The 12,718-nt window shown below is 52.2% G+C and carries 9 protein-coding genes; 2 read left to right on the forward strand and 7 right to left on the reverse strand.

The features are described 5' to 3' along the window. Positions 1-160 precede the first annotated feature (160 nt). The 6 genes from codA to prpB all read right to left on the reverse strand — a co-directional run bounded on the left by codA (position 161) and on the right by prpB (position 8,706). The gene (codA, locus tag FEK47_RS24825; protein WP_001299008.1) at positions 161-1,444 is read right to left on the reverse strand and encodes a cytosine/isoguanine deaminase; all 1,284 of its coding nucleotides are present in this window, start codon (positions 1,442-1,444) and stop codon (positions 161-163) included. Then, positions 1,434-2,693: a cytosine permease gene (gene codB / locus FEK47_RS24830; RefSeq protein WP_000076233.1), complete on the reverse strand. Its 1,260-nt coding sequence runs from the start codon at positions 2,691-2,693 to the stop codon at positions 1,434-1,436. Before codB ends, codA begins: the two co-directional genes overlap by 11 nt. A gap of 289 nt (positions 2,694-2,982) precedes the next feature. Then, positions 2,983-4,869, reverse strand: a complete 1,887-nt coding sequence (prpE, locus tag FEK47_RS24835) for a propionate--CoA ligase (RefSeq protein ID WP_000010274.1) — start codon at positions 4,867-4,869, stop codon at positions 2,983-2,985. Positions 4,870-4,908: 39 nt separating this feature from the next. Beyond that, entirely contained in the window at positions 4,909-6,360 is a 1,452-nt protein-coding gene (gene prpD / locus FEK47_RS24840; protein WP_001275859.1) for a 2-methylcitrate dehydratase, read from the reverse strand. A gap of 33 nt (positions 6,361-6,393) precedes the next feature. Next, entirely contained in the window at positions 6,394-7,563 is a 1,170-nt protein-coding gene (gene prpC / locus FEK47_RS24845; protein WP_135486619.1) for a 2-methylcitrate synthase, read from the reverse strand. Between the two features lie 252 nt (positions 7,564-7,815). Further along, positions 7,816-8,706, reverse strand: a complete 891-nt coding sequence (gene prpB / locus FEK47_RS24850; protein ID WP_135486644.1) for a methylisocitrate lyase — start codon at positions 8,704-8,706, stop codon at positions 7,816-7,818. A gap of 238 nt (positions 8,707-8,944) precedes the next feature. On the opposite strand from prpB, the gene prpR reads away from it, so the two are divergent. Beyond that, positions 8,945-10,531 carry a propionate catabolism operon regulatory protein PrpR gene (gene prpR, locus FEK47_RS24855; protein WP_135486645.1) on the forward strand — a complete coding sequence of 529 codons (1,587 nt, stop codon included), beginning with the start codon at positions 8,945-8,947 and terminating at the stop codon, positions 10,529-10,531. A gap of 110 nt (positions 10,532-10,641) precedes the next feature. Here prpR and yahO read toward each other — a convergent pair whose 3' ends face one another. Continuing rightward, positions 10,642-10,917 (reverse strand): DUF1471 family periplasmic protein YahO, encoded by a 276-nt coding sequence (gene yahO / locus FEK47_RS24860; RefSeq protein ID WP_130206111.1) that lies wholly within the window; start codon positions 10,915-10,917, stop codon positions 10,642-10,644. A 580-nt stretch (positions 10,918-11,497) separates the two neighbouring features. Here yahO and FEK47_RS24865 point away from each other — a divergent pair. Beyond that, the coding region (locus tag FEK47_RS24865) for an autotransporter-associated beta strand repeat-containing protein (RefSeq protein WP_346763570.1) at positions 11,498-12,718 on the forward strand (1,221 nt) is incomplete at its 3' end.

Here is a 12,718-nt window from a genome sequence, read left to right on the forward strand (position 1 = left end):
AATCTACGCAACAGGTTGAAAACCTAAGGCCGGATACGGCATGCGGACTGCAGGTCAGAGAAAACTGGCCGATTTTCTCTGCACAGGAGGGATAATACAAGGCCGGATAAGGCGTTCACGCCGCATCCGGCATAAACTACGCTCGCTGTACCCCAGCCGATTACCGTTTGTAATCGATGGCTTCTGGCTGCTCCAGATACACCGTTGTTTGTGCCGGTTGTGTGCTGGCAATCACTTTACCGCCACGTACCGAATAACGTACCGGAACCTGACGGCGCAGCGCATCAAACCCATTTTCAGCCGGCAGGATAATCAGGTTGGCGCTGTTTCCGGCGGCAATGCCGTAATCCTGCAAATTCAACGTCCTGGCGCTGTGGTGGGTGATTAAATTCAGGCCATCGTTAATCTGCCCGTAGCCCATCAGCTGGCAAACATGCAGCCCCATATGCAGCACTTGCAGCATATTCGCCGTTCCCAGCGGATACCACGGATCGAAGACATCATCGTGACCAAAGCAGACGTTAATGCCGGACTCCAGCATCTCTTTAACGCGCGTGATGCCGCGACGTTTTGGATACGTATCGAATCGTCCTTGCAGATGAATATTGACCAGCGGATTGGCGACAAAGTTAATACCGGACATTTTCAGCAAGCGGAACAGGCGTGAGGTATACGCCCCGTTATAGGAGTGCATTGCCGTGGTGTGGCTGGCGGTGACTCTCGCGCCCATGCCTTCACGGTGCGCCAGGGCAGCAACGGTTTCGACAAAGCGCGACTGCTCGTCATCGATCTCATCACAGTGAACGTCGATGAGACGGTCGTATTTTTGCGCCAGGGCGAAGGTTTTATGCAGCGACTCCACGCCGTATTCACGGGTAAATTCAAAATGCGGAATCGCCCCCACTACATCTGCCCCTAAGCGTAACGCCTCTTCCAGCAACGCTTCACCGTTGGGATACGACAAAATCCCTTCCTGAGGGAAGGCGACAATTTGCAGATCAATCCACGGCGCGACTTCCTGCTTCACTTCCAGCATTGCTTTCAGCGCAGTTAGCGTTGCGTCGGAGACATCGACATGGGTACGCACATGCTGAATGCCGTTGGCAATCTGCCATTTCAGCGTTTGCCATGCGCGTTGTTTCACGTCGTCATGGGTTAATAACGCTTTGCGCTCGGCCCAGCGTTCAATGCCTTCAAACAGCGTGCCGGACTGATTCCAGTTCGGTTGCCCGGCGGTTTGCGTGGTGTCCAGGTGAATATGCGGCTCCACAAATGGCGGTATAACTAAACCTTGTTCGGCATCAAGGCTGTTTTCAGTTATGGGCATCACGCCGGATTGCGCATCAATGGCGCTGATTTTTCCGTCCTGCAGATGAATCTGCCACAGCCCCTCTTTGCCTGGTAACCGGGCGTTAATAATTGTTTGTAAAGCGTTATTCGACACTGTTAGCCTCCACATGCGTCATTGCTGCTGTCGTTTTACGATTCAAAATCGGGTTAAGGATCAGATAGCTCAGCGCGCCACCTAATACCGCGTTGACCGGAACAATTCCCGGTAACCAGTGGCCTGCGGCAATCCCCAGCGCGACAGCCAGAATCGCCACCCAATTGACACTCATCATACGCGTGGTCGCAAAGTGCTCATAGCGGCGACGGTTCATCAGATAGTCGGCGATGATCACGCCACCTACCGGAGGAATAGCTGCCGAAAGGAAGGTCAACCAGCCGACAAAATTGTTATACAGCCATAATGCGCAGACCGTACCGATAATACCGTTAATCACCGAAAGGGTTTTGCTCGACATCCCGGTAATGTTGGCGAAACCTAAACCCGACGCATAGAGTGCGTTATCGTTGGTGGTCCAGATATTCAGCCCCAGTACCACAATCGCGGGCAGCAGCAGTCCCTGAGCAATCATCACATCAGAGATATCCGCCATCCCCAGTGCCGCAGCGCCCGCTGCACCGAAAATAAACATCAACGAGTTGCCGAGGAAAAAGGCCACCATCGCCACCAGCACCGCCAGTTTGGCATTGCGACCAAACCGGACAAAGTCAGCGGTGAGCGTACCCGCACTGATAAATGACCCCACAACCAGCGCCAGCGCGACATTGAAATCTAACGGTTGTGCGGGAACGACCGCTTTTAAGGCGTCCAGGCCGCCCATGCCGTTAACGGCCAGCCACACGGAATAACCGCCAAGGCAGGCAATAGCCGGAACCGCAATCACCGAAAGAACTGTCAGCGCCGAGATACCAAAGAAGACGGTGACGGTCATCAGTAAACCGGAAACGGCAATCAGCAAATTAATATCCAGCCCGGTTGCTTTGCCCACCGGAATAGCAAACATCGCCACACCAACGCCAAACCAGCCAACCTGGGTGCCGCCCAGCAGCAGTGAAGGTAGCCATGAGCCTTTAACACCAAAAGAGAAGCGAGCAAGAAGATGAGTGGTCAGGCCGGTTTTTGCGCCAATGTAACCAAGAAATGAAGTGTAAATACCGAGGAGAAGATTACCGATGAGAACTGCGAGGAAGAAATCATGATAGCTAAGACCGGTTCCGAGAGTGCCGCCGGTCCACATACTGGCGGAAAAGAAGGTTAATCCCAGCATGACGAACGTCAATGCCAATACCCCTTTCCGCGCCGACTGCGGGACTGGCCCCTGGCTAAAGTTGTTATCTTGCGACACGAAATTCCCCCTTTTTGCTGTTTGAAACCCAAAAAATCCGCCGCATTCTATTCATCTGAAGATAAAAAGCAATCGTTTTCGCGGGGGGATATATTATTTATATGAATGAGTGCAAAAAGGTGGGGGAAAAATTATCGGTGTAAAAACAGTGGGTAGGCATGATAAGACGCGCCTGCGTCGCATCAGGCATCTGCGCACGGTGTCGGATGCGGCGCGAGCGCCTTATCCGACCTACGGTTCAGACCTGTAGGCATGATAAGATGCGCCACGCGACGCATCCGACAATACCTTACTCTTCCATCGCCTGGCGGATCTGATCCAACGACGCCGGATCATCAATGGTCGTCAGATCCCCAGGATCGCGTCCTTCGCAAATCGCCTGGATCGTGCGGCGCAGCATTTTTCCGGATCGCGTTTTTGGCAATTGCGAGACAAACCAGACGTGCGCCGGGCGGCCAAAGTTGCCAATCTGGCTGTCCACCAGCGCCATAATCGCCTTCTCTTGCGAGTGCGCCACCTCGCGATCTTCCAGACTGTCGCTCTCTTTCGGAATGACAAACGCCACCGCCACCTGCCCTTTCAGCGCATCTTTCACCCCAACTACCGCCACTTCGGCAACGCCCGGATGACTGGAGATACTCTCTTCAATCTCGCGCGTCCCCAGCCGATGCCCGGCAACGTTAATCACATCGTCGGTACGCCCGAGAATAAAGTGATAACCGTCAGCATCGCGGATACCCCAATCAAAGGTGGCGTACACCGGACGGGAAAACAGCGACCAGTAAGTCTTCACAAAGCGGTCGTCGTCGCCCCAGATAGTCTGAATACACCCCGGCGGCAGCGGCCCTTCCACCACCAGCATCCCTTTCTCATTGACGCCGCACGGTTCGCCGGTGACTTCATTGAGCAACTGCACGTTATAGCCATACATCGGCACGCCGGGGCTTCCCAGACGCGTCGGCCTGTCGTCCAGACCGCGAGCAATCGCCATAATCGGCCAGCCGGATTCGGTCTGCCAGTAGTTGTCGATGACCGGCACATCCAGCGTATTGCTTACCCAACTGGCGGTCGGCTCGTCCAGCGGTTCTCCAGCCAGATAGAGCACTTCCAGCGACGAGAGATCGTGTTTGCGAATTTCAGCGGTAGGGAATTTTTTCAGCACGCGAATGGCGGTCGGCGCTGAGAACATCCGGCTAACCTGATATTTCTCGACGATTTTCCACCACACGCCGCAGTCCGGCCAGGTCGGTAATCCTTCGTAAACGATAGTCGCCATCCCCGCCAGCAGCGGCGCGTAGACGATATACGAATGCCCCACCACCCAGCCGATATCCGATGCGCAAAAGAACACACCGCCCGCTTTGCCACCAAAAATAGTGTCCATCGAGGTCGCCAGCGCCACCGCATATCCGCCAACGTCACGCTGCACGCCTTTAGGTTTGCCGGTCGTGCCGGAGGTGTAGAGAATGCAGGAGGTTTCGTTGGATTCCAGCCACGCCACCGGCACCCGCGCGCCGATGTGTTGATGGCGCAACGACGCGAAATCGACATCCCGCCCGCTAACGCGCGCCATTTTCGCCAGCCCGCGATCCACCAGCAAAACGTGGCGCGGCTGGTGCTGTGCCTGACTTATCGCATCGTCGAGCAATTTTTTATACGGAATGATTTTGCCACCGCGCGCTCCGGCATCGGCCGAGACAATCAGCACCGGTTTAGCGTCATCAATTCGCGCCGCCACGCTGTGCGAGGCAAAACCACCAAATACCACCGAATGAATAGCGCCAATGCGCGCGCAGGCCAGCAGGGTAATATGCGCTTCGGCAATCATCGGCATATACACCAGCACCCGATCGCCACGCTGCACGCCCAATGAACGCAACATTGAGGCCACCGCGTTCACTTCGTCATGCAGCTGACGAAAGGTAAAGGTGCGCTCTTCTTCTGTTTCCGAAGAGACGGCAATCAGCGCCAGCGCCTCTGGCTGTTTCTCCAGCCAGCGGTCGATAGCGTTGTGACACAAGTTGGTTCGGCCTTCACAAAACCAACGGGCAAACGGCGGATTGCTGTGATCGAGCGTTTGCGTAAAGGGCGTCTGCCAGTCAATACGCCGGGCCTGCTCGGCCCAGAACTGCTCCGGTTCGTTAATCGAACGCTGATAAAATTCGCTAAAAGACATAATGCTCTCCTGTTGAACTTACGCCTTACCGCCGTTTACTTAAATGACGTACAGGTCGAGATACTCATTGACCGGCATCTGTTCCAGGCGAGCTCTGTCGAGAGAAACCTCCAGAATGCGCTGCTGTTGGCGAGTCGGGAACTGGCGCGCGAGATTGATTTTGAATTTATCCACCAGTTTCGGAATGCCATCCTGACGGCGGCGAGCATGACCAATTGGGTACTCCACCACCACTTCTTCAAAGCGCGTGCCGTCGGTGAACTCAAGGGTAATGGCATTGGCGATGGCGCGTTTTTCCGGGTCGTGGTAGTCAGCGGTAAATGCCGGATCTTCAAAGCAATTGATCTTCTCGCGCAGGGCGTCAATGCGTTTATCTTGCGCAACGTTGTCCTCGTAATCTGCCGCCGTTAAGCGCCCGAATAGCAGCGGGATCGCCACCATGTACTGAATGCAGTGATCGCGGTCTGCCGGGTTATTGAGCGGCCCTTTTTTGTCAATGATGCGAATACAGGCTTCGTGGGTGCGAATGGTCACTTTTTCGATATCCGCCGCCGTTTTGCCTGCTGCCTGCATCTGTTCATAGAGCGTCATCGCCGCTTCAACTGCCGTCTGGGAGTGGAACTCCGCCGGGAAGGAGATTTTGAACAGCACATTTTCCATGACGTAAGAACCGTACGGACGCTGGAAGCGGAACGACTCACCTTTAAAGGAGACGTCGTAGAAACCCCACACAGGCGCAGTCAGGGCTGACGGATAACCCATTTCGCCCGTTTTCGCCATCAGTGCCAGACGTACCGCGCGGGAAGTGGCATCGCCCGCCGCCCAGGATTTACGCGTGCCGGTGTTCGGCGCATGGCGATAGGTGCGCAGCGACTGACCGTCCACCCACGCCAGCGAAACGGCGTTGAGAATTTCCTCGCGGGTCAGGCCGAGCATTTCGGCGACCACGGCGGTGGAAGCCACTTTCACTAACAGAACGTGGTCGAGGCCGACGCGATTAAAGGAGTTTTCCAGCGCAATGCAGCCCTGAATTTCATGGGCTTTGATCATTGCGGTCAGCACCTGTTTCATGGTCAACGGCGCTTTGCCGCTGGCGACCGCGTTGCGCGAAAGCCAGTCCGCCGTTGCCAGAATGCCGCCGAGGTTGTCGGAAGGATGGCCCCACTCCGCCGCCAGCCAGGTATCGTTGAAATCGAGCCAGCGGATCATCGCGCCGATGTTAAATGCCGCCTGGACGGGGTCGAGCTGAAACTGAGTTCCGGGGACGCGCACGCCGTTGGGTACGACGGTGCCGGGGACAATTGGCCCCAGCAGTTTTTTACAGGCCGGATATTCGAGAGCTTCCAGACCGCAGCCGAGAGTGTCGAGCAGGCAGTAATGTGCGGTGTCGTAGGCTACTTTAGAGCTGATTTCGTAGTTCATGACGTAATCGACGATATCAACGATTTCACGATCAAATTCCGGGCGGATGTTGTTGATTTGAGCTGACATTGGGTACGTTTCCTTATTGTTATTCGTAGAGGTTTACTGGCGCTTATCCAGCGCGACAAACTGGCGGTCTTCCGGTCCAACATAATTGGCGGAAGGACGGATAATTTTGTTGTCCTGACGTTGTTCGATAATGTGCGCCGCCCAGCCGGTGACGCGGGCGATAACAAACAGTGGTGTGAACATCTCGGTGGGAACGCCCATCATGTTGTAGGAAACAGCGGAGAACCAGTCGAGATTGGGGAACATCTTTTTGCTCTCCCACATCACTGTTTCCAGGCGATCGGCGATGTTGTACATCTTCAGCGAGCCGCCCTCCTGCGAGAGCTGCTTCGCCACGCGTTTGATCACCTGATGACGCGGATCGGCGATGGTATAAACCGGATGCCCAAAACCAATGACCACTTCTTTGTTTTCCACGCGCTTGCGGATATCGGCTTCGGCTTCGTCCGGCGTTTCGTAGCGTTGCTGGATCTCCAGCGACACTTCATTCGCCCCGCCGTGTTTCGGCCCGCGCAGTGCGCCAACCGCGCCAATAATGGCTGAGTACATATCAGAGCCAGTGCCCGCAATCACCCGGCTGGTAAAGGTGGAGGCGTTAAACTCATGTTCGGCATACAGCACCAGCGAAATATGCATCGCCTTTTCCCAGCTTTGCGACGGCTTTTCGCCGTGCAGCAGATGCAGGAAGTGACCGCCGATGGAGTCGTCATCGGTTTCCGGCTGGATGCGTTCGCCGTTGTGGCTATAGTGATACCAGTAGAGAAGAATCGAGCTAAGCGACGCCAACAGTTTGTCGGCAATATCCCGCGCGCCAGAGACAGTATGCCCCTCTTTTTCCGGCAGCGTGCAGCCGAGCGCGGAAACGCCTGTGCGCATAACATCCATCGGGTGCGACGCAGCAGGCAAGGCCTCCAGCACGGTACGCACGTTAGCCGGTAAGCCGCGCAGAGCTTTCAGTTTCGTTTTGTAAGCGGCGAGTTCGTCACGGGTCGGCAGTTTGCCGTGGATCAGCAGATGCGCCACTTCTTCAAATTCGCAATGTTCCGCCAGATCAAGAATATCGTAGCCACGGTAATGCAAGTCATTGCCACTTTTACCCACGGTGCAGAGCGCCGTATTGCCCGCCGGAACGCCAGAAAGCGCCACAGATTTTTTCGGTTTAATGACATGGGTACTGTTTTGCAGGATCGTTGTGTCGCTCATGTTGTCCTCGTCATTGTTATCATTTGTAGGGTCGAGATTGTTGTCGGATGCGACGCCATGCGTCTTATCCGACCTACAGTTCAGTGCATCCCGTAGGCCTGATAAGTCGCGTCAGCGACGCATCAGGCATCGGTTGTCGGATGCGACGCTATGCGTCTTATCCGACCTACAGTTCAGTGCATCCCGTAGGCCTGATAAGTCGCGTCAACGACGCATCAGGCATCGGTTGTCGAATACAACCAACGGGCGTTTTTATTTCACCTGGCTACGGGCAAACAGGTCGTCGAGCTTCTCTTCGTACTGGTAGTAGTTGATGCTTTCGTACAGCTCGTTGCGGGTCTGCATGGTGTCGATGACGCTTTTCTGCGTGCCTTCCTGGCGCAGGACGTTGTAGACATGTTCAGCGGCGCGGTTCATGGCGCGAAACGCTGAAAGTGGGTACAGCGCCATTGCAACATGGGCGCTGCGTAATTCGTCGGTGGTAAACAGCGGCGTGGCACCAAATTCGGTAATGTTGGCGAGGATCGGCACCTGCACCGCATCGGCAAACTGGCGGTACATGGCGAGTTCGGTAATCGCCTCCGGGAACAACATCTCGGCACCCGCTTCAACATAGGCCTGCGCACGCTCGATCGCCGCATCCAGTCCTTCAACCGCCAGCGCATCGGTGCGCGCCATGATCACAAAATCAGGATCGGTTTTCGCATCCACCGCCGCGCGGATCCGATCCACCATTTCTTCTTTCGAGACGATCGCTTTATTCGGGCGATGGCCGCAGCGTTTCGCGCCGATCTGATCTTCAATATGCAATCCCGCCGCGCCCGCTTTAATCATCGATTTCACGGTGCGGGCGACGTTAAAAGCCGAAGAACCAAAACCGATGTCTGCATCCACCAGCAGCGGCAGCGAACAAACGTCGGTGATACGACGAATATCGGTCAGCACATCATCAAGGGTAGAAATACCGAGATCGGGCAGCCCCAGCGAACCTGCCGCCACGCCACCACCAGAGAGATAAATCGCCTGATATCCGGCACGCTGCGCCAGCAGCGCATGGTTAGCGTTGATGGTGCCGACAATTTGCAACGGGGTTTCTTTGCTTAGTGCAGCGCGAAACGCTTTACCTGGAGAGTGTAGAGACATAGCCCATCCTTTGTTATCAACTTGTTATTTGCATTGATAAACACAAAGCAAGGGGTGTGCCACAATTATCTGAATAGAATTAAATGTTTAATTTCAATTTGTTAGAAATAAAGTCATGAAGTAATCCGCAAATATGCGTTTCAGTTAACGTTTCAGGCAATGTTTCACCGCGTTTCATTGCAACAATTATGAAACAAGACTAAACCCAATATTCGGTTTCTTAACTTTGCGGTGCGCTATGGCACATCCACCACGGCTGAATGACGACAAACCAGTTATCTGGACGGTATCGGTGACGCGCCTGTTCGAGCTGTTTCGCGATATCAGCCTCGAGTTTGATCACCTGGCGAACATTACCCCTATCCAGCTTGGCTTTGAAAAAGCGGTGACCTACATCCGCAAGAAACTGGCAAACGAACGCTGCGACGCCATCATCGCTGCTGGCTCTAACGGCGCGTACCTGAAAAGCCGCCTGTCAGTGCCAGTTATTTTGATTAAACCGAGCGGCTACGATGTGTTACAGGCACTGGCAAAAGCCGGAAAGCTCACGTCGTCTATCGGCGTTGTCACCTATCAGGAAACTATTCCGGCACTGGTGGCGTTTCAAAAAACCTTTAATTTGCGCCTCGATCAACGTAGCTACATTACCGAAGAAGACGCGCGCGGGCAGATTAACGAGCTAAAAGCTAACGGCACCGAAGCGGTGGTCGGCGCAGGGCTGATTACCGATTTGGCAGAAGAAGCCGGAATGACCGGAATTTTTATCTATTCCGCCGCCACCGTGCGCCAGGCGTTCAGCGATGCGCTGGATATGACGCGCATGTCGTTACGCCATAACACTCACGATGCCACCCGTAACGCCCTGCGTACTCGTTACGTGCTGGGCGATATGCTCGGTCAATCACCACAGATGGAACAGGTACGGCAGACTATTTTGCTGTATGCCCGCTCCAGTGCGGCGGTGTTGATTGAGGGGGAAACGGGGACGGGCAAAGAGCTGGCGGCCCAGGCGATTCATCGGGAATATTTTGCCCGCCACGATGCGCGACAGGGCAAAAAGTCGCATCCGTTTGTTGCCGTCAACTGTGGGGCGATTGCCGAATCGCTGCTGGAAGCGGAGCTGTTTGGCTATGAGGAAGGGGCGTTTACCGGCTCGCGACGCGGAGGACGCGCCGGGCTGTTTGAAATCACCCACGGCGGCACGCTGTTTCTTGACGAGATAGGCGAAATGCCTCTGCCATTGCAGACTCGCCTGTTACGAGTGCTGGAAGAAAAAGAGGTCACCCGCGTCGGCGGGCATCAGCCTGTTCCGGTGGATGTACGGGTTATTAGCGCCACTCACTGCAATCTGGAAGAAGATATGCAGCAAGGGCAATTTCGCCGTGATCTGTTTTATCGGCTGAGTATTTTGCGTCTGCAATTACCGCCACTGCGTGAGCGAGTGGCGGATATTCTGCCGCTGGCGGAAAGCTTTTTGAAAGTGTCTCTGGCGGCGCTCTCCGCCCCGTTTTCTGCCGCATTACGCCAGGGATTACAGGCAAGCGAAACCGTGCTGGTGCGCTACGACTGGCCGGGCAATATTCGTGAACTGCGTAATATGATGGAGCGGCTGGCGCTGTTTTTAAGTGTGGAACCGACGCCGGATTTAACGCCGCAGTTTTTGCAGCAATTATTACCAGAGCTGACACAAAAATCGGGTAACGTCATCGCCCCACCCTTGCTGACACCACGACAGGCACTGGACAAATTTAATGGTGATAAAACAGCAGCAGCGAATTATTTAGGCATCAGCCGGACGACGTTCTGGCGGCGGCTAAAAAATTAAATTGCCGGATGCAGCGTTAACGCCTTATCCGGCCGACAAAAACATGAATTTCAATATATTGCGTTCACCGATAGACGTGCGCATCGGGCTTGTTTACATGAGCTTCAGAATTACTTCTTCTTATAAAGATCTGCCGTGCCGTGGATCTTATTGTCAGTCTGACCGGAGGTCAGAACCAACACATCCGCACCTTTCTCATCCGCTTTTTTGATCAGATCTTCTTTTGCATCTGCGGTCGACATTTCATTACTGGTTGAAATATCACCTATTTTTTCATATTGCGATTCAACTTTTTCAAATTCCGCTTTGGTCATCAATTCAGCGGCATAGACATTTGTGACAACAAAAGCTAACGCACCAACTAAGAGCTTAGTTCCAGTTTTCATCGATGAACTCCATATGTGTGATTGGCCAATGCCCTGAAGCTAACAGTCATCATCAGGGTTGATTAATAAGTAGTTCAGCGGTTAGGAAAAATCTATAGGAAAAGAGAATATATTTGTATTTTTCTCAACGATAGCCACATTCTCCCAGTTGTTTAATAACGCTCACTACCATTATCGCAGGTGCTCCTTAAATTAATTTTCATAAAAATCTCAAATTCCCTCTTTCGCTAAAACCTAATATAAAATTCACATGAGCCGCATTACTTTTCTTAACAAAAAACCACCAACCATATATTAATGTGATTTCCATACTTTTTCTTTATTTCACCTACATACAGCTTAGGATTATTAGATGTATTTTTTCTAAACAACATAAAAAAACCGCATTAACTCCACTTACAAACCACTAAAACCAATCAATGCAATGAACAACTAACACTTTAATAAATTTATTACATCTAATATTACAGATATTCTTATTTAGTAACTTGCATGTTTGTGCCTTACAAGGCTTCAGGAATAAAAACAGTGCAATAAAAAGCATCTCGCCATTTAATTTTTAAGGATAAAAGTGAGTGATATGAAACCAGCAAAAAAAAGCTTATCGACACGGGCGATAGCCATTTCTACCATATTATTTACGCCAGTATCCTTGGCTATCACCCCACCTACAAATTCAGATAGTAATGTTATCATTAATAATAATGAAGAGATAAAACTCATTGCGTCAGAAGGCTACGATCCCGGATGGGAGCATTTTAACTCATTGAAAGTAGGTGAAGACTCTAATGGTTCATTACTCATTGATAATCTTTCACTTACCACTTCATCAGCCAGCATTGGTAATAATGCTGAAGGCTCCATCACTTTAACAAACCATACCAACTGGCAGTTCGACACCCCTACCTCCAATATTTTTTTAGGCACTAACGAAGGCTCCGGTACGTTATACGTGTTAGAAGGTAGTAAGATAAGTGGCCTGCAATCAATAAGAGTTGGTGAGTTTTATGGTGACGCCAGGGGGACGTTGGTTATTGATGGGGAAAGCTCATCAGTCACCTCTAACATTGCTATTGTTGGCGATCAGGGAACAGGGAAAGTATCTGTTACTAACGGCGGTACATTCACTTCCCTGACTCAACTGAATATTGGGTATGTTAACGCCCATTCTTCTCTGTCAGCTAACCAGAGTAGTTATGGAGAAGTTCAGGTTGCCGATAAAAATTCAACAGTGAATGCCCCAAATATACTTATTGGCGGATATAACACATCTTCTACTTCTGATACTACCGGAGTTCTCACTGTCAGCAACGATGGTGTAATCAATGTGAATTCATATATCTGGGTTGGTGTCTCCTCTAACGGAACAGGAATATTAAATATTGGAGGTGCGCAAGGTGAGGCTGCGCAACCTGCTGGTTCAATTAATACTCCCCGAATTTATTTAGGGGGGACAAATGCGTCAACCACTTCAATATTAAACTTTAATCACACCAACGCTGATTTTGTTCTGACCTCATACATAGACGGTAAAGGCCAGGTTAACCAGGTAGGTTCCGGGACAACCACATTATCCGGCGCGAATATCTATACCGGTAATACTTATATTAGCAACGGAAGTCTGCGCGCTGGCACGGTTGATACTTTCAGCCCAAACTCCGATTATATTGTCGACAGTGAAGGCCATCTCGATTTAAACGGTTATTCGCAAACATTAAATACTCTGGCGCTGGCTGGAACAGTAACGTTGTCTTCGTATGAAAATGGCCACGAGTTCACGCCGACCACACTAACCATTAAC

The sequence above is a fragment of the Escherichia sp. E3659 genome (assembly GCF_005781135.1).
In the GTDB taxonomy this organism is placed as follows: Bacteria; Pseudomonadota; Gammaproteobacteria; order Enterobacterales; family Enterobacteriaceae; genus Escherichia.